Below are 16,665 nucleotides of genomic sequence, written 5' to 3' on the forward strand. Positions count from 1 at the left end.
CTGGTGGGGAGTTCAGAGCAAAGGCGTTCGACCACGATCAGAGACTCTGTCGCAGTCAAAGAGCATGGATCCCCTCGGGCTACCAAGCGCGTCTGGACCGCGATGATTCGCAAAGAGGCTGAGCAGGATCTTCAGATCCCAAGCACGGTCACAAGCGGGGGCGTAAAGTCCTTGAAGCCCACTCTCGGCCAGTCGCACCTTCTGTCGAATCGCGTCTTCGGTTCGTGGCGCTCGCATGCCGGATTCGTCTTGAATGCGTATCCGGGCAGGCTGACGTATCTGGCGCTTGGCGTGCTAAGGGCGATTGCGATGCACAACGTCAATGCGGAGCAGAGAGTCCTCATGGCACACCTCTAGGCGTCGTAAGCCTTCAAGCGCGGAGATTTTCCGGGCGACGAATTCTCCCACTTTTGCCGGCCCCCATCCATTCGCCCAATAGGAGGTGGCTGCAGCGGCCGGGAGTAGTCCGTTTTGGTGGAGCGTTGGCTTTAGACGGCGCGCCGCATCTGGCCCTGCTGGGCGCTTCCACTGGATCAGTGGCCGATTAGAATTCCAAATAGGTGACAAAGCCATGCGGGCGTCTGCCATCGAAGCCTCAACATCACACCAGCTATTTGACACTTTAGGGGAAGAATAAATGGTGGGCGATGAGAGACTCGAACTCCCGACATCCTCGGTGTAAACGAGGCGCTCTACCAACTGAGCTAATCGCCCATCGCAAACGAAGCCGGATGGGCCTGCCGCGTTGGTGGCCGTGATCTATGCGGATCGCGGCAAAACCGCAAGAGTGTTTGTGAAGATTTTTTGATTTTTTTGACAGCGCTCCTGTCCCTTGCGGGGCAGGTGGGCGCGGCAAGGCTGTGGATAAAGGGGAGGGGGCATGTCGGCTTCGACTGTGCCGGCGGCTTCGATCCGGCCTCGGTGCTGCAGCGGGAAACGGAATTGACGGCTTTTCCTTCATTCCGCGCGGCCTTGCCAAAACAATTCAACGGCTGTCATGGTTTTGTCTCCAAACCTGCTTGACACTAAATGGCGAACCCCGTAGTTAGCCGCTCATCGAAACGGGCAGCCGTTTTGGTAAGGGTGCGAAGGCATCCGGACTGCTTGAAATGAATTGCGGGTGTAGCTCAGTTGGTTAGAGTGCCGGCCTGTCACGCCGGAGGTCGCGGGTTCGAGCCCCGTCACTCGCGCCATTTCAAGTCTTGTAAAAACGCAAAGCGATTTGTCGTTTGTCCGGTTTTCTTCATCCTCGCGGCCGCAAATGGCCGATTAATGCGCGGGTGTAGCTCAGTCGGTTAGAGTGCCGGCCTGTCACGCCGGAGGTCGCGGGTTCGAGCCCCGTCACTCGCGCCATTTTCTTCACCAAGCCATGCAGTTTCCAGTGGTCAGACATGCAGCTTCACACGGCTTGGGCGGATTTGTCGCGACATCGTTGCATCTGCTTGATAATGTCCGCGCGCCACGCGTCGAATTGCCTCTGTAAATCTCTTGCGCCGGGGCTTCGGCTGCGCTAACCACGGCTTGTTGCAACGCACGTTCGCTTGCCGGGCATTTGCCCAAATGTGCCGTCTGGCGCCTCCGGCAAGCAGGGATGAACATGATGACTGAACTGCTCAGTTCCTATATTCCGATCGCTATCTTCATCGCTATCGCGCTTGTTATCGGCCTGGCGCTGCTTATTGCGCCGTTCGCCGTGGCTTTCAAAGCGCCTGATTCGGAAAAGCTCTCGGCTTACGAATGCGGCTTCAACGCGTTCGACGATGCCCGTATGAAATTCGACATTCGCTTCTACCTCGTGTCGATCCTCTTCATCATCTTCGATCTTGAAGTCGCTTTCCTCTTCCCCTGGGCCGTTTCCTTCGGCGCCATCGGCTGGTTCGGCTTCTGGTCCATGATGGTCTTTCTCTTCGTGCTGACCATCGGCTTTATCTATGAATGGAAGAAGGGAGCCCTGGAATGGGAGTAGCCCCTGTGAGCAATCAGCCGCTCGTTGCCCAGCAGCCGAAAGGGATCATCGATCCCTCGACCGGCAAGCCGATCGGCAGCAACGACGCATTTTTCGGCGAGATCAACAATGAGCTTGCCGATAAGGGTTTCCTCGTCACCTCGACCGACGAGCTGATCAACTGGGCCCGTACCGGCTCGCTGATGTGGATGACCTTCGGCCTTGCCTGCTGCGCCGTCGAAATGATGCAGCTGTCGATGCCGCGTTATGACGTCGAGCGCTTCGGTTTTGCGCCGCGCGCTTCGCCACGCCAGTCCGACGTGATGATCGTTGCCGGCACGCTGACCAACAAGATGGCGCCGGCGCTGCGCAAAGTTTACGACCAGATGCCCGAGCCGCGCTACGTCATCTCGATGGGCTCCTGCGCCAATGGCGGCGGTTATTATCACTATTCCTACTCGGTGGTGCGCGGCTGCGACCGCATCGTGCCGATCGACATCTACGTGCCGGGCTGTCCCCCCACGGCAGAGGCGCTGCTTTACGGCGTGCTTCTGCTGCAGAAGAAGATCCGGCGCACCGGCACGATCGAACGCTAAGGGTTAAGGACAAGGCATATGAGTGAAGCCCTGACTGAGCTTGCGTCCTACCTTGGCGAAGCGCGCGGTAACCTGATCGCCGCATCGCAGATGAAGTATGGCGAGCTGACGCTGACCGCAACGGGTGAAAACCTGATCCCGCTTTTGACCTTCCTGCGTGACGACGCCAAATGCGGTTTCGTCAACCTGATCGATATTTGCGGTGTCGACTGGCCGCAGCGCGAGCTGCGTTTCGACGTCGTCTATCACCTGCTGTCGCCGAAGCAGAACCTGCGCATCCGCGTCAAGGTGGCAACCGACGAAGATACGCCGGTTCCCTCGGCCTGCGGCGTCCATCCCGGCGCCGACTGGTTCGAGCGCGAAACTTGGGACATGTACGGCGTGCTCTTCACCGGCCATCCGGACCTGCGCCGCATCCTGACCGACTACGGCTTCGAAGGCCACCCGCTGCGCAAGGACTTCCCGACCACCGGCTTCGTCGAGGTTCGTTATGACGATGCGGCAAAGCGCGTCGTTTACGAGCCGGTCGAACTGAAGCAGGAATTCCGCAACTTCGACTTCATGTCGCCCTGGGAAGGTACTGAATACGTGCTGCCTGGGGATGAGAAGGCCAAGCAGTGAGTGGTGATTAGTCGGTAGTGAGTAGTGGGCAGATATTTGGGTGACGAACGGGAAAATCAGCTCCTATCGTGATTTGAAAGTCTGGCAATTTGCTATCGAGCGATCTGTTGTTTGTTATGAGGTGACGAGAACCTTCCCGCGGGAAGAGATCTATGGAATGACCAGCCAGATTAGAACGAATTGCTCGACCGATGCGACGAAATTGGAAAGATGCTGGGATCGCTTATCCGAAGCGTTCAGCACAGGAAAGCTGACGAATAGTGAGCGGATGAAAACTAACTACTACTCACTAATCACTACTCACTCTAAGCGAGTTAATCGCCATGACCGAACATAACGTCCGCAACTTCAACATCAATTTCGGACCGCAGCATCCGGCGGCGCATGGCGTTCTTCGTCTTGTCCTGGAGCTTGACGGCGAAATTGTGGAGCGGGTTGATCCGCATATCGGCCTGCTGCACCGCGGCACCGAGAAGCTGATCGAGACCAAGACCTATCTTCAGGCCTTGCCCTATTTCGATCGGCTCGATTACGTCGCGCCGATGAACCAGGAACATGCCTATGCGATGGCTGTGGAAAAACTGCTCGGCATCGACATCCCGATCCGCGGCCAGCTGATTCGCGTCCTCTATTCGGAAATCGGCCGTATCCTCTCGCATCTGCTGAACGTCACGACGCAGGCCATGGACGTCGGCGCGCTGACGCCGCCGCTCTGGGGCTTCGAAGAGCGTGAAAAGCTGATGGTGTTTTATGAGCGCGCCAGTGGCTCGCGCATGCATGCCGCATATATCCGTCCGGGCGGCGTTCATCAGGACCTGCCGGAACAGCTCGTCCAGGATATCGGCGACTGGTGCGACCCGTTCCTGAAGGCGCTCGACGACATCGACAATCTGTTGACCGGCAACCGCATCTTCAAGCAGCGCAACGTCGATATCGGCGTCGTCTCGCTGGAGGATTGCTGGGCCTGGGGCTTCTCCGGCGTCATGGTGCGCGGTTCGGGCGCTGCCTGGGACCTGCGTCGCGCCCAGCCTTACGAATGTTATTCCGATCTCGAATTCGACATTCCGATTGGCAAGAACGGCGATAATTATGACCGCTACCTGATCCGCATGATCGAGATGCGCGAATCGGTCCGCATCATGAAGCAGTGCGTCAATCGCCTGCTGTCGGATGCCAAGACCGGTCCTTTCTCGTCGATCGACGGCAAGGTCGTGCCGCCGAAGCGCGGTGAGATGAAGCGCTCGATGGAAGCGCTGATCCACCACTTCAAGCTCTATACCGAAGGCTACCATGTGCCGGCCGGCGAGGTTTACGCCGCCGTCGAGGCGCCGAAGGGCGAGTTCGGCGTCTATCTCGTCTCCGACGGCTCCAACAAGCCGTATCGCTGCAAGATCCGCGCTCCGGGTTATGCGCATCTGCAGGCGATGGACTTCATGTGCCGCGGCCACCAGCTTGCCGACGTCGCGGCCGTGCTCGGCTCGCTCGACATCGTCTTCGGCGAGGTGGACCGCTGATGCAGCGTCTGCCGCTTGCCGTCGCCCTTCTTCTTGCGGCATCCGGGGTTTCGGCCCAGGAGACCGATACGCTCGGCACGCCGCTGGGTCGTAAGGAAGTGACGCCGCCGGCGGCGCAAACGTCCATGGGCGATCTTTTGTCCAAGGGCTATCAGATCAAGGCTGCCATTTCGAATGGCGGCAAATTCGTAGTGTTTATGCAGAAAGACCAGTCGGCCTATGCCTGCGAAATGCAGTCTTTGACCGCTTCGCGGTGTGGAACCCTAAACTGACAAGGCGTGAGGAAGAATGTCCGTTCGTCGATTAGCCGAAGATCAATTTCAGCCTGCCGCATTCGCTTTCAGCGATGAAAATGCGGTCTGGGCGGACAAGACGATCCAGAAATACCCCGCCGGCCGCCAGCAATCGGCGGTCATCCCGCTGTTGATGCGGGCGCAGGAGCAGGATGGCTGGGTCACGCGCGCGGCGATCGAAAAGATCGCCGACATGCTCGACATGGCCTATATCCGCGTGCTCGAGGTCGCGACCTTCTATACGCAGTTCCAGCTGCATCCCGTCGGCACCCGCGCCCACGTCCAGGTCTGCGGCACGACGCCCTGCATGCTACGCGGCTCGGAAGCGCTGATGTCGGTCTGCAAGAGCAAGATCCACGCCCATGCCTTCGAGCGCAATGCCGAGGGAACACTGTCCTGGGAAGAGGTCGAATGTCTTGGCGCCTGCGTCAACGCCCCCATGGTGATGATCGGCAAGGACACCTATGAAGACCTGACGCCGGCGCGCCTCGAAGAGATCATCGATACCTTTGCCGCCGGCAATGGCGCGAGCATTAAGCCGGGCACCCAGATCGACCGGGTATTTTCGGCGCCGGAAGGCGGCTTGACCTCGCTGACGACGGCAGAGCCGAAGACAAGGACGCGCGCCAAGAAGGCCGATGCCGAAAGCGTGTCGGCTCCGGTCGTCGACGCCGCTCCGATCCCGCCCTCCGAGGCCGCCCGCCCGAAGAGCACCGATGCCGAGACCAATGCCGCGCTGAAGACGCCGGCAACGGCGCCGAAGGCGGCTGCCAGGAATGCCAAGGCAGCCGAGCAGCAGCCGGTTTCCGGCACCGCGGCTGCCGAACCGGCGCCGGCACCCGCCGTCAAGGCCGAAGCCGCCCCGGCGGCAAAGCCAGCGCTCACCGACAAGAACCGTCCGGCCGGCAGCGAAAAGCCCGCCGCATCGGATGATCTGAAGATGATCTCGGGCGTCGGCCCGAAGATCGAGGCGACGTTGAACGAGATCGGCATCTTCACCTTCTCGCAGGTCGCGGGCTGGAAGAAGGCCGAGCGCGAATGGGTCGACGGCTACCTGAACTTCCGCGGCCGCATCGAGCGTGACGACTGGGTCAAGCAGGCCAAGGCGCTCGCCAAGGGCGGCGAAGCGGAATATATCAAGGTCTTCGGCAAGAAGCCGCGGTAAAGAGGTGAAGCATGTTACAAGATAAAGACCGCATCTTTACCAACATCTACGGCCTCAAGGACAAGTCCCTGAAGGGCGCGATGAGCCGCGGCCACTGGGACGGCACCAAGCAGATACTCGAAAAGGGCCGCGATTGGATCATCAACGAGATGAAGGCGTCCGGCCTTCGCGGCCGCGGCGGCGCCGGATTCCCCACGGGTCTCAAATGGTCCTTCATGCCGAAGGAAAGCGACGGTCGCCCGCACTACCTCGTCGTCAATGCCGACGAATCGGAGCCCGGTACCTGCAAAGACCGCGACATCATGCGTCACGATCCGCATACGCTGATCGAAGGCTGCGTCATCGCCAGCTTCGCCATGGGCGCAAATGCGGCCTACATCTATGTGCGCGGCGAATATATCCGCGAGCGCGAAGCGCTGCAGGCGGCGATCGACGAATGTTATGATTATGGCCTGCTCGGCAAGAACAACAAGCTCGGCTGGGACATGGACATCTACGTCCATCACGGCGCCGGCGCCTATATCTGCGGCGAGGAAACAGCCCTCCTCGAAAGCCTCGAGGGCAAGAAGGGCCAGCCGCGCCTGAAGCCGCCTTTCCCGGCCAATATGGGCCTTTACGGTTGCCCGACGACGGTCAACAACGTCGAATCGATCGCCGTTGCGCCGACGATCCTGCGCCGCGGTGCCGGCTGGTTCTCGGCCATCGGCCGTCCGAACAATGTCGGCACCAAGCTGTTCATGCTCTCCGGCCACGTCAACAAGCCGTGCACGGTCGAAGAGGAAATGGGCATCACCTTCCGCGAACTGGTCGACCGCCATGCCGGCGGCATCCGCGGCGGCTGGGACAATCTGCTCGCCGTCATTCCGGGCGGAGCATCCTGCCCGATCGTTCCGGCCAAGGACATCATCGACTGCCCGATGGATTTCGACGGCCTGCGCGGCGTCGGCTCCTCCTTCGGCACAGCCGCCGCGATCGTCATGGACAAATCCACCGACGTGATCAAGGCGATCGCCCGTATCTCCGCCTTCTTCAAACACGAGAGCTGCGGCCAGTGCACGCCTTGCCGCGAAGGCACCGGCTGGATGTGGCGGGTGATGGAGCGCATGGCCAAGGGCAATGCCCAGAAGCGCGAGATCGACATGCTGTTCCAGGTGACCAAGCAGATCGAAGGCCACACCATCTGCGCGCTCGGCGACGCCGCCGCATGGCCGGTGCAGGGTCTGATCCGTAACTTCCGTCCCGAGATCGAAAAGCGCATCGACCAGTATACGGCAAGCGCCCTTGATCACGGCGCGGTTCTGGAGGCGGCTGAATAATCATGGCGGACAACGCATCGAAGAGTGGAAAGAAGGAAGGCGCCGCCGATTTCGCGGCCGGCTTCGGCCGTCTTGCCGCCGAGATGCTGGAAAATGCGCGGGCAATGCCGATGCATCCGCTGATGGCGCATCCCGCCGCAGCCTTTGCCGCCGCAACAGCGATCGGCTTCGGTCTCTCGACCCAGATGGCGGGCGCCTTTTTCGGCGCCTTCCAGAGCGCGCTGGAAACGACCGGCAAGGTCGCGGCAGCGCTCGATGATACGCCGCCGGACGAGCCGATGCCCGCCGTCGATATCCGGCCGGAGAATATCCGCCCTGAGGTCAAGGCTGTGGTCAAGCCGGTGGCCGCGAACAAGCCGGCGGCGGAGACCAAGCCTGATGTCGAGAAGAAGACAAGGCCGAAACTGACTGTTGTAACACCGGTCAGCGAACCGGTCCCTGCCAGCCAGCCGGCTGTGAAGGCAAAACCGGCCCAGCGGGCGAAAAAGGTCGACGATCTGAAGCTGATCGCCGGCATCGGCCCGAAGCTGGAGCAGGTGCTGAACGACAGGGGCATTCGCAGCTTCGCCGAGATTGCTGCCTGGAGCACCGAGGACATCGCCCGGCTCGACGCCGAGCTTGGCGTCAACGGCCGCATCGACCGTGACGACTGGATCGGCCAGGCAAAAGTTCTGGCAGGGCGGGCGCGCCGAAGGAAATGAACTGTCCGGCCGTGCAATCGGCCGGAAATATGGGCAGATCGGCGGACGGGCGGGGGCCCCACGCCGCAGATGCCGGTGCGGGTTCCGGACCTGGAACGCGCGACAGAGAATTTGGGCGACATCAAATGTCGGCAGGACGAAAGATCCGGCTTGGCAATGAGAGTGTTGCAAAAATAGGTTTGTTTGCCGTCATCAGGCAAACGGGAAACAGGACTGAGCGACGATGGCAAAACTGAAGATTGACGGCAACGAAATCGAGGTTCCGGATCACTACACGCTGTTGCAGGCGTGCGAGGATGCCGGGGCCGAAGTTCCGCGCTTCTGCTTCCATGAGCGGCTGTCGGTTGCCGGCAATTGCCGCATGTGCCTTGTCGAGGTGAAGGGCGGCCCGCCGAAGCCCCAGGCTTCCTGCGCCATGAGCGTGCGCGACATCCGCGGCGGCCCGAACGGCGAACTGGCCGAGGTCTTCACCAACACCCCGATGGTCAAGAAGGCCCGCGAAGGTGTGATGGAATTCCTGCTGATCAACCATCCGCTTGATTGCCCGATCTGCGACCAGGGCGGCGAATGCGATCTGCAGGACCAGGCGATGGCCTTCGGCATCGACACTTCGCGTTACCAGGAAGACAAGCGCGCCGTCGAAGACAAGTATATCGGCCCGCTGGTCAAGACGGTGATGAACCGCTGCATCCATTGCACGCGCTGCGTCCGCTTCACCACCGAGGTCGCCGGCATTTCCGAACTCGGCCTGATCGGCCGGGGCGAGGATGCCGAGATCACCACCTATCTCGAACAGGCGATGACCTCCGAGCTGCAGGGCAACGTCGTCGACCTTTGCCCGGTCGGTGCACTCACCTCCAAGCCCTTCGCCTTCACCGCGCGCCCCTGGGAATTGAACAAGACCGAATCGATCGACGTCATGGATGCGGTCGGTTCGGCGATCCGCGTCGATACCCGTGGCCGCGAAGTCATGCGCGTCCTGCCGCGAGTCAACGAGGCGATCAACGAAGAGTGGATCTCCGACAAGAGCCGCTTCATCTGGGACGGCCTGAAGACCCAGCGCCTCGACCGGCCCTATGTCCGCCGCGACGGCCGCCTGCAGCCTGCCAGTTGGGCCGAAGCCTTCGTCGCCATCAAGGCTGGCGTTGCCGCTACCTCCGGCGACAAGATCGGCGCAATCGCCGGCGATCTTGCTTCCGTTGAGGAAATGTATGCGCTTTCCGAACTGGTGAAGTCGCTTGGGTCGACCAATCTCGACTGTCGCCAGGATGGGGCGGCGCTCGATTCGTCGCTCGGCCGCGCAAGCTATCTCTTCAACCCGACCATCTCGGGCATCGACCAGGCCGACGCGCTGCTGATCATCGGCGCCAATCCGCGCTTCGAGGCGGCAATCCTCAATACCCGCATCCGCAAGCGCTGGCGCCGCGGCAAGTTCCCGATCGGCGTGATCGGCGAGCCGAGCGAATTGCGCTACACCTATGACTATCTCGGCGGTGGTCCGGACACGCTGAAGGATCTGGTCGACGGCGGTCACGCCTTTGCCGAGGTCCTGAAGAACGCCGCCAAGCCGATGATCATCATCGGCCAGGGCGCGCTGTCACGCACCGATGGCGCCGGCGTACTCGCCAGTGCCGCCAAGCTTGCCGGTTCGGTCGGCGCGGTCGTTGAAGGCTGGAATGGCTTTGCCGTCCTCCATACGGCCGCCTCCCGTGTCGGCGGCCTCGACCTCGGTTTCGTGCCGGGTTCCAAGGGCGTCAATGCCGCCGAAATGCTGACGGCGATGGATGTGCTCTTCCTGCTCGGCGCCGACGAACTCGACTTCACCGCCAAGAAGGCCAAGCTCACCGTCTATATCGGCTCGCATGGCGATAACGGCGCGCATCATGCCGACGTCATCCTGCCGGCCGCAGCCTATACCGAAAAGTCCGGCACCTGGGTCAACACCGAAGGCCGCGTCCAGATGGGCAATCGTGCAGGCTTTGCACCGGGCGATGCCCGCGAAGACTGGGCGATCATCCGTGCCCTTTCCGACGTGCTCGGCAAGAAGCTTCCCTTCGATTCGCTCAGCGAATTGCGCGTCCGGCTCTATGCCGCTTTCCCGCATTTCGCCGCCATTGACGAGATCGCCGAAACCGATAGCGCCCAAATTGCCGCAGTTGCGAAAAAAGCCGGCAAGATGAACAAATCCGGGTTTGCGTCGCCGGTGAAAGACTTCTATTTGACGAACCCGATAGCGCGTGCCTCGGCTGTCATGGCGGAGTGCTCGGCATTGGCCCGCAACAACTTCAAAGTCGCGGCAGAGTAAGGGCAGGGGACTATGGATTCTTTCTTTTCGACCTATGTCTGGCCGGCGATCATCATGATCGGTCAGTCGCTGCTGCTTCTCGTCTGCCTGCTTATCTTCGTCGCCTATGTGCTGCTCGCCGACCGCAAGATCTGGGCGGCCGTGCAGCTGCGCCGCGGCCCGAACGTCGTCGGCCCCTTCGGCCTCTTCCAGTCCTTCGCCGACCTTCTGAAGTTCGTCTTCAAGGAGCCGGTCATTCCGGCTGGCGCCAACAAGGTGGTATTCCTGCTCGCCCCGCTGGTGACCGTGCTTCTGGCGCTTGCCACCTGGGCGGTGGTGCCGTTGGCTGATGGCTGGGTGATCGCCAACATCAATGTCGGCATCCTCTATATCTTCGCGATCTCCTCGCTCGAGGTCTACGGCATCATCATGGGCGGCTGGGCTTCGAACTCGAAGTATCCGTTCCTCGGCGCCCTGCGCTCGGCGGCACAAATGGTGTCCTATGAAGTCTCGATCGGCTTCGTCATCGTCACCGTGCTGCTCTGCGTCGGCTCGCTGAACCTGACCGACATCGTCAATGCGCAGCATACCGGCCTCGGCACCATGCTCGGCCTGCCGTCGTCGTTCCTCGACTGGCACTGGCTGTCGCTTTTCCCGATGTTCATCATCTTCTTCATTTCAGCACTTGCCGAGACGAACCGTCCGCCCTTCGACCTTCCGGAAGCCGAATCGGAACTCGTTGCCGGCTTCATGGTCGAATACGGCTCGTCGCCATACATGATGTTCATGCTCGGCGAATACGCGGCCGTCTGCCTGATGTGCTCGCTGACGACGATCCTCTTCCTCGGCGGCTGGTTGCCCCCGGTCGACATCTGGATCCTCAACTGGGTTCCGGGCATCATCTGGTTCATGCTGAAGGCCTGCTTCGTGTTCTTCATGTTCGCGATGGTCAAGGCTTTCGTCCCGCGCTACCGCTATGACCAGCTCATGCGCCTCGGTTGGAAGGTCTTCCTGCCGCTGTCGCTCGCCATGGTCGTCATCGTTGCATTCGTGCTGAAACTGATGGGTTGGGCATGATAATGTCAGCTCTCGTTTCCGGCAATATTGGAGGTTGAAGATGGCAAGCTTGTCCGGCTCCATCAGCTCGCTGTTTCTCAAGGAATTCGTCGGCGCGTTCTTTCTGTCGATGCGTTACTTCTTCCGCCAGAAGGCGACGATCAATTATCCCTTCGAAAAGGGCCCGGTCTCCCCGCGCTTTCGCGGCGAGCATGCGCTGCGCCGTTATCCGAACGGCGAAGAGCGCTGCATCGCCTGCAAGCTCTGCGAGGCGATCTGTCCTGCCCAGGCGATCACCATCGAAGCCGGTCCCCGCCGCAATGACGGCACCCGCCGCACGGTGCGTTACGACATCGACATGGTGAAGTGCATCTATTGCGGCTTCTGCCAGGAAGCCTGCCCGGTCGACGCCATCGTCGAAGGCCCGAATTTCGAATTCGCGACGGAAACCCGCGAAGAGCTTTATTTTGACAAGTCGCGGCTTCTGGATAACGGAGACCGGTGGGAGCGCGAAATCGCCCGCAACATCGCGATCGACTCGCCGTACCGCTGATCGAGTTTTTGAAATGCCGTAAGGGAGCTTAGCTGCTTCGGTCGCGGTCAATATGCACAGGAGCTTTGCCGGTCAGCCGCGCAAAACTCTATCGGGCAGAAAAACTCCCGGCTGCCCGGGGGGAAGATGAAAAAGGCACCAACATGGGTCTGCAGGCTCTATTTTTCTACCTTTTCGCCTTTGTCGCGGTGGCGTCGGCGTTCATGGTCATCTGGGCGAAGAACCCGGTTCACTCGGTTCTGTTCCTGATCCTGGTGTTCTTCAATGCGGCCGGCCTCTTCCTGCTGCTCGGTGCCGAATTCCTGGCGATGATCCTGCTCGTCGTCTATGTCGGCGCCGTTGCCGTGCTCTTCCTCTTCGTGGTGATGATGCTCGATATCGACTTCACCGAACTGAGGGCCGGCGTTCTCGAATATGCGCCGATCGGCGGGCTGATCGGGGTGATCCTCGCGGCCGAGCTGATCGTCGTCATTGGCGGCAGCGTCATCTCGCCCGAGATCGCCAAGACGGTCGCCATGCCGATCCCGGCGCTGACGGAACGCACCAATACGGCTGCCCTCGGCGACGTGCTCTACACCAACTACGTCTATTTCTTCCAGATCGCCGGTCTGGTGCTGCTGGTCGCCATGATCGGCGCGATCGTGCTGACGCTGAGGCACCGCACCAACATCAAGCGGCAGAATATTCCCAGGCAGGTTGCCCGCACGCCCGCCACCGCCGTCGAGGTGGTTTCGGTCAAGCCCGGGCAGGGCGTTTAAGGCAGGTCAAGGAACAAAGAACATGGTCATCGGACTTTCCCACTACCTGACGGTCAGCGCCATCCTCTTCACGCTCGGCGTCTTCGGCATCTTCCTGAACCGGAAGAACGTCATCGTCATCCTGATGTCGATCGAGCTGATCCTGCTTGCTGTCAACATCAACATGGTCGCCTTTTCCTCCTTCCTGAACGACATCGTCGGCCAGGTCTTCGCGCTGTTCATCCTGACGGTCGCGGCTGCCGAAGCGGCGATCGGTCTTGCAATTCTCGTTGTCTTCTACCGCAACCGCGGCTCGATCGCGGTCGAAGACGTCAATATGATGAAGGGCTGAGTGGCTCATGTTCCTCTATAAGGCTATCGTCTTTCTTCCCTTGATCGGCGCGATCGTCGCCGGCCTTTTCGGCCGCGCCATCGGCGCCAAGGCTTCGGAATATGTCACCAGCGGCCTGATGATCATCGCCGCCGTCCTGTCCTGGGTGGTGTTCTTCACCGTCGCCATGGGGCATCCTGAAGGCGGCCCGATCAAGGTCGAGGTGCTGCGCTGGATCCAGTCCGGCGGCATCGACGTCTCCTGGTCGCTGCGCGTGGATACGCTGACCTCCGTCATGCTGATCGTCGTCAACACGGTCTCGACGCTGGTTCACGTCTATTCGATCGGCTACATGCATACCGATCCGCATCGCCCGCGCTTCTTCGCCTATCTCTCGCTTTTCACCTTCGCCATGCTGATGCTGGTGACCGCCGATAACCTTGCCCAGATGTTCTTCGGCTGGGAAGGCGTCGGTCTCGCCTCCTACCTGCTGATCGGCTTCTGGTTCAAGAAGCCGTCGGCAACGGCTGCGGCGATGAAGGCCTTCATCGTCAACCGCGTCGGCGACTTCGGCTTCGTGCTCGGCATTGCCGGCGTCTTCGTGCTGTTCGGTTCGATCAATCTCGACACGATCTTCGCCAATGCCTCGAACTTCGCCCCGCATGAAGGCGGCGGCGAGGCGAGCGAAGTGATCCTCAACCTCTTCGGCATGCAACTCGACAAGGCGCATGCGCTGACCGGCATCTGCCTGCTGCTGTTCATGGGCGCGATGGGCAAGTCGGCGCAGTTCCTGCTGCACACCTGGCTGCCCGACGCCATGGAAGGCCCGACCCCGGTCTCGGCCCTCATCCATGCCGCCACCATGGTCACTGCCGGCGTCTTTCTCGTCGCCCGCATGTCGCCGCTCTTCGAACTGTCGCCGGATGCGCTGGTCGTCGTCACCGTCATCGGTGCGATCACCGCCTTCTTCGCGGCAACCGTCGGCCTGGTGCAGAACGACATCAAGCGCGTCATCGCCTATTCCACCTGTTCGCAGCTCGGCTACATGTTCGTGGCGCTCGGGGTAGGGGCCTACGGCGCGGCGATCTTCCATCTGTTCACGCATGCCTTCTTCAAAGCGCTGCTCTTCCTCTGCGCCGGCTCGGTCATCCATTCCGTCGATGGTGAGCAGGACATGCGTTACATGGGCGGCCTGTATCCGCATATCAAAGTTACCGGCATCCTGATGATCATCGGCACGCTGGCGATCACCGGCGTCGGCATTCCGTTCACGCCGATCGGCTTTGCCGGCTTCTTCTCCAAGGACGTGATCATCGAGGCGACCTATGCTTCGCATTCGCCGGTCGCAGGCTTTGCCTTTTCGCTGCTGGTCATCGCGGCTCTCTTCACCAGCTTCTATTCCTGGCGCCTGATCTTCATGACCTTCTTCGGCAAGCCGCGCGCTTCGCACGAGGTCATGCACCATGTCCACGAATCGCCGCAGGTCATGCTGGTGCCGCTCTATCTTCTGGCGATCGGCGCGGTGTTTGCCGGCGTGATCTTCGAAGGACGGTTCTACGGCGAGGAATATGCCGCGTTCTGGAAGGGCGCGCTGTTTACCGGGGCCGAGAACGAACTGGTCGAACAGTTCCATCACGTGCCGGCGCTCGTGGGCCTGAGCCCGTTCATCGCCATGCTGCTCGGCTTCGTCCTCGCCTGGTACATGTATATCCGCTCGCCGCAGACGCCGCGCACCCTCGCCAGGCAGCACCGCATTCTCTACCAGTTCCTGCTGAACAAGTGGTACTTCGACGAACTCTACGACTTCCTCTTCGTCCGCACGGCCAAGGCGCTCGGCCGCTTCCTGTGGAAGAAGGGTGACGTCGGCGTCATCGACACCTATGGCCCGAACGGCGTTGCCGCCCGCGTCGTCGCCGTCACCGACCGCGTCGTCCGCCTGCAGACCGGTTACCTCTACCACTATGCCTTCGCCATGCTGATCGGCATTGCGGCGCTTGTCACCTGGATGATGCTCGGGAGTTCCTTCTGATGACCGATTGGCCTATTCTTTCAACGGTCACCTTTCTGCCGCTCGTCGGCGTGGTGCTCCTGCTATTGATGAACGGCGAAAGCGAAACCGGCCGGAAGAACGTGCTGTGGATCTCGCTGATCACCACCGTCTTCACCTTCGTCGTCTCGCTTCTCATCTGGACCGGTTTCGACAATGCCAATCCGGGTTTCCAGATGCTCGAAAAGCATGACTGGCTCGGCACCGGCATCGGCTACCATCTGGGCGTCGACGGCATCTCGATGCTGTTCGTCATCCTGTCGACCTTCCTCATGCCCTTCTGCGTGCTGGCGAGCTGGCTCTCGATCGAGAAGCGCCTGAAGGAATATATGATCGCCTTCCTCATCCTCGAAACGATGATGGTCGGTGTTTTCGTCTCGCTCGATATCGTGCTCTTCTACGTCTTCTTCGAGGCGGGCCTCATTCCGATGTTCCTGATCATCGGCGTCTGGGGTGGCAAGGACCGTGTCTACGCGAGCTACAAGTTCTTCCTCTATACGCTGCTCGGCTCGGTGCTGATGCTGCTCGCCATCATGGCGATGTACTGGCAGGCCGGCACGACCGACATCACCGCGCTGCTCGCTTATAAATTTCCGCCGGCGCTGCAGACCTGGTTATGGCTTGCCTTCTTTGCCTCCTTCGCGGTGAAAATGCCGATGTGGCCGGTTCATACCTGGCTTCCGGATGCCCACGTTCAGGCGCCGACGGCAGGCTCGGTGATCCTGGCCGGCGTGCTGTTGAAGCTCGGCGGCTACGGTTTGATCCGCTTCTCGCTCGGCATGTTCCCGGTCGCGTCCGACTATTTCGCGCCGTTCGTCTTCGCCCTGTCGGTCATTGCGATCATCTATACCTCGCTGGTGGCGATGATGCAGGACGATATCAAGAAGCTGATCGCCTATTCCTCGGTGGCCCACATGGGCTACGTGACGATGGGCATCTTTGCCGCCAACATGCAGGGCGTTCAGGGTTCGATCTTCCAGATGCTGTCGCACGGCATCGTCTCCGGCGCGCTCTTCCTCTGCGTCGGCGTCGTCTACGACCGCACTCACACCCGCGAGATCAACGCCTATGGCGGTCTCGTCAACAACATGCCGAAATATGCCGTGGCGATGATGGTCTTCACCATGGCCAATGTCGGACTTCCCGGCACTTCGGGCTTCGTCGGCGAATTTCTGACGCTGATCGGCGTCTTCCGGGTCAACACTTGGGTCGCGCTGTTTGCCGCCACCGGCGTCATCCTCTCGGCCGCCTATGCACTCTGGCTTTATCGCCGGGTGATCTTCGGCGCGCTGGAGAAGGAAAAGCTGAAGGCGCTGCTCGATCTTTCCAGACGCGAGCAGCTGATCCTCTACCCGCTGGTCGCGCTGACCATCTTCTTCGGCATTTACCCGGCCCCGGTCTTCGATGCGACCGCCGCCTCGGTGGACCTGCTGGTCAACAACTACACGGCCGCCGTGCACGCAGCGCAGAATATTGCGCTGTCTATGAATTGATGACGGGACTTAT

The 16,665-nt window shown here is 60.7% G+C and carries 17 protein-coding genes, 3 tRNA genes and 1 pseudogene; 19 read left to right on the forward strand and 2 right to left on the reverse strand.

The features are described from left to right. Positions 1–131 precede the first annotated feature (131 nt). Both HJB83_RS34580 and HJB83_RS07965 read right to left on the reverse strand, forming a co-directional pair. Positions 132–344: a hypothetical protein gene (locus tag HJB83_RS34580; protein ID WP_311043797.1), complete on the reverse strand. Its 213-nt coding sequence runs from the start codon at positions 342–344 to the stop codon at positions 132–134. Positions 345–638: 294 nt separating this feature from the next. Next, positions 639–714: transfer RNA gene (locus HJB83_RS07965), tRNA-Val, on the reverse strand. A 90-nt stretch (positions 715–804) separates the two neighbouring features. On the opposite strand from HJB83_RS07965, the gene HJB83_RS07970 reads away from it, so the two are divergent. The 19 genes and pseudogenes from HJB83_RS07970 to HJB83_RS08060 all read left to right on the forward strand — a co-directional run bounded on the left by HJB83_RS07970 (position 805) and on the right by HJB83_RS08060 (position 16,652). Continuing rightward, positions 805–1,023 carry a hypothetical protein gene (locus HJB83_RS07970; RefSeq protein ID WP_221115192.1) on the forward strand — a complete coding sequence of 73 codons (219 nt, stop codon included), beginning with the start codon at positions 805–807 and terminating at the stop codon, positions 1,021–1,023. A gap of 93 nt (positions 1,024–1,116) precedes the next feature. After that, positions 1,117–1,193 (forward strand) — tRNA-Asp (locus tag HJB83_RS07975). A gap of 83 nt (positions 1,194–1,276) precedes the next feature. Further along, a tRNA-Asp gene (locus tag HJB83_RS07980) sits at positions 1,277–1,353 on the forward strand. A 247-nt stretch (positions 1,354–1,600) separates the two neighbouring features. After that, entirely contained in the window at positions 1,601–1,966 is a 366-nt protein-coding gene (locus tag HJB83_RS07985; RefSeq protein WP_007626195.1) for an NADH-quinone oxidoreductase subunit A, read from the forward strand. Further along, on the forward strand, positions 1,957–2,541 hold the full coding sequence (locus tag HJB83_RS07990) for an NADH-quinone oxidoreductase subunit B family protein (protein WP_003578567.1): 585 nt from the start codon (positions 1,957–1,959) through the stop codon (positions 2,539–2,541). Before HJB83_RS07985 ends, HJB83_RS07990 begins: the two co-directional genes overlap by 10 nt. A gap of 18 nt (positions 2,542–2,559) precedes the next feature. Beyond that, on the forward strand, positions 2,560–3,162 hold the full coding sequence (locus HJB83_RS07995) for an NADH-quinone oxidoreductase subunit C (RefSeq protein ID WP_207583786.1): 603 nt from the start codon (positions 2,560–2,562) through the stop codon (positions 3,160–3,162). Positions 3,163–3,217: 55 nt separating this feature from the next. Next, positions 3,218–3,337 (forward strand): annotated as a pseudogene (locus HJB83_RS34045) (four helix bundle protein); the annotation flags it as partial. Between the two features lie 148 nt (positions 3,338–3,485). Next, positions 3,486–4,676 carry an NADH-quinone oxidoreductase subunit D gene (locus HJB83_RS08005; RefSeq protein ID WP_207583787.1) on the forward strand — a complete coding sequence of 397 codons (1,191 nt, stop codon included), beginning with the start codon at positions 3,486–3,488 and terminating at the stop codon, positions 4,674–4,676. After that, positions 4,676–4,948, forward strand: coding sequence for a hypothetical protein (locus tag HJB83_RS08010; protein WP_221131538.1), 273 nt, complete (start codon positions 4,676–4,678; stop codon positions 4,946–4,948). Before HJB83_RS08005 ends, HJB83_RS08010 begins: the two co-directional genes overlap by 1 nt. 16 nt (positions 4,949–4,964) lie before the next feature. Beyond that, positions 4,965–6,134: an NADH-quinone oxidoreductase subunit E gene (locus HJB83_RS08015; RefSeq protein ID WP_221131539.1), complete on the forward strand. Its 1,170-nt coding sequence runs from the start codon at positions 4,965–4,967 to the stop codon at positions 6,132–6,134. Positions 6,135–6,145: 11 nt separating this feature from the next. Further along, positions 6,146–7,450: an NADH-quinone oxidoreductase subunit NuoF gene (gene nuoF, locus HJB83_RS08020; RefSeq protein WP_003573907.1), complete on the forward strand. Its 1,305-nt coding sequence runs from the start codon at positions 6,146–6,148 to the stop codon at positions 7,448–7,450. 2 nt (positions 7,451–7,452) lie between these two features. After that, positions 7,453–8,151: a 5' DNA nuclease gene (locus tag HJB83_RS08025; RefSeq protein WP_221131540.1), complete on the forward strand. Its 699-nt coding sequence runs from the start codon at positions 7,453–7,455 to the stop codon at positions 8,149–8,151. Positions 8,152–8,374: 223 nt separating this feature from the next. Beyond that, positions 8,375–10,456 (forward strand): NADH-quinone oxidoreductase subunit NuoG, encoded by a 2,082-nt coding sequence (gene nuoG / locus HJB83_RS08030; RefSeq protein WP_207583790.1) that lies wholly within the window; start codon positions 8,375–8,377, stop codon positions 10,454–10,456. A gap of 12 nt (positions 10,457–10,468) precedes the next feature. After that, complete coding sequence (nuoH, locus tag HJB83_RS08035) at positions 10,469–11,512, forward strand: NADH-quinone oxidoreductase subunit NuoH (protein ID WP_207583791.1); 1,044 nt, start codon at positions 10,469–10,471, stop codon at positions 11,510–11,512. Positions 11,513–11,552: 40 nt separating this feature from the next. Next, positions 11,553–12,044 (forward strand): NADH-quinone oxidoreductase subunit NuoI, encoded by a 492-nt coding sequence (gene nuoI, locus HJB83_RS08040; protein ID WP_164008961.1) that lies wholly within the window; start codon positions 11,553–11,555, stop codon positions 12,042–12,044. A 143-nt stretch (positions 12,045–12,187) separates the two neighbouring features. Then, complete coding sequence (locus tag HJB83_RS08045) at positions 12,188–12,802, forward strand: NADH-quinone oxidoreductase subunit J (protein ID WP_207583792.1); 615 nt, start codon at positions 12,188–12,190, stop codon at positions 12,800–12,802. A gap of 22 nt (positions 12,803–12,824) precedes the next feature. Continuing rightward, positions 12,825–13,133: an NADH-quinone oxidoreductase subunit NuoK gene (gene nuoK, locus HJB83_RS08050; RefSeq protein ID WP_003547388.1), complete on the forward strand. Its 309-nt coding sequence runs from the start codon at positions 12,825–12,827 to the stop codon at positions 13,131–13,133. A gap of 7 nt (positions 13,134–13,140) precedes the next feature. Further along, a complete protein-coding gene (nuoL, locus tag HJB83_RS08055) occupies positions 13,141–15,141 on the forward strand; it encodes an NADH-quinone oxidoreductase subunit L (protein WP_221131541.1) in 2,001 nt (666 codons plus the stop codon). After that, on the forward strand, positions 15,141–16,652 hold the full coding sequence (locus tag HJB83_RS08060) for an NADH-quinone oxidoreductase subunit M (RefSeq protein ID WP_221131542.1): 1,512 nt from the start codon (positions 15,141–15,143) through the stop codon (positions 16,650–16,652). The genes nuoL and HJB83_RS08060 overlap by 1 nt, the downstream gene beginning before the upstream one ends. Positions 16,653–16,665: the final 13 nt, after the last annotated feature.

The sequence above is a fragment of the Rhizobium sp. NZLR11 genome, from assembly GCF_019685115.1.
Taxonomy (GTDB): Bacteria; Pseudomonadota; Alphaproteobacteria; order Rhizobiales; family Rhizobiaceae; genus Rhizobium.

Coding starts and splice junctions, on each gene's coding strand:
- nuoH (WP_207583791.1), top strand. CDS start 10,469: ATGGATTCTTTCTTTTCGACCTATGTCTGGCCGGCGATCATCATGATC.
- HJB83_RS07985 (WP_007626195.1), top strand. CDS start 1,601: ATGACTGAACTGCTCAGTTCCTATATTCCGATCGCTATCTTCATCGCT.
- HJB83_RS34580 (WP_311043797.1), bottom strand. CDS start 344: ATGAGGACTCTCTGCTCCGCATTGACGTTGTGCATCGCAATCGCCCTT.
- HJB83_RS08005 (WP_207583787.1), top strand. CDS start 3,486: ATGACCGAACATAACGTCCGCAACTTCAACATCAATTTCGGACCGCAG.
- nuoF (WP_003573907.1), top strand. CDS start 6,146: ATGTTACAAGATAAAGACCGCATCTTTACCAACATCTACGGCCTCAAG.
- HJB83_RS08025 (WP_221131540.1), top strand. CDS start 7,453: ATGGCGGACAACGCATCGAAGAGTGGAAAGAAGGAAGGCGCCGCCGAT.
- nuoL (WP_221131541.1), top strand. CDS start 13,141: ATGTTCCTCTATAAGGCTATCGTCTTTCTTCCCTTGATCGGCGCGATC.
- HJB83_RS08060 (WP_221131542.1), top strand. CDS start 15,141: ATGACCGATTGGCCTATTCTTTCAACGGTCACCTTTCTGCCGCTCGTC.
- HJB83_RS08015 (WP_221131539.1), top strand. CDS start 4,965: ATGTCCGTTCGTCGATTAGCCGAAGATCAATTTCAGCCTGCCGCATTC.
- HJB83_RS07990 (WP_003578567.1), top strand. CDS start 1,957: ATGGGAGTAGCCCCTGTGAGCAATCAGCCGCTCGTTGCCCAGCAGCCG.
- nuoK (WP_003547388.1), top strand. CDS start 12,825: ATGGTCATCGGACTTTCCCACTACCTGACGGTCAGCGCCATCCTCTTC.
- HJB83_RS08010 (WP_221131538.1), top strand. CDS start 4,676: ATGCAGCGTCTGCCGCTTGCCGTCGCCCTTCTTCTTGCGGCATCCGGG.
- nuoI (WP_164008961.1), top strand. CDS start 11,553: ATGGCAAGCTTGTCCGGCTCCATCAGCTCGCTGTTTCTCAAGGAATTC.
- HJB83_RS07995 (WP_207583786.1), top strand. CDS start 2,560: ATGAGTGAAGCCCTGACTGAGCTTGCGTCCTACCTTGGCGAAGCGCGC.
- nuoG (WP_207583790.1), top strand. CDS start 8,375: ATGGCAAAACTGAAGATTGACGGCAACGAAATCGAGGTTCCGGATCAC.
- HJB83_RS08045 (WP_207583792.1), top strand. CDS start 12,188: ATGGGTCTGCAGGCTCTATTTTTCTACCTTTTCGCCTTTGTCGCGGTG.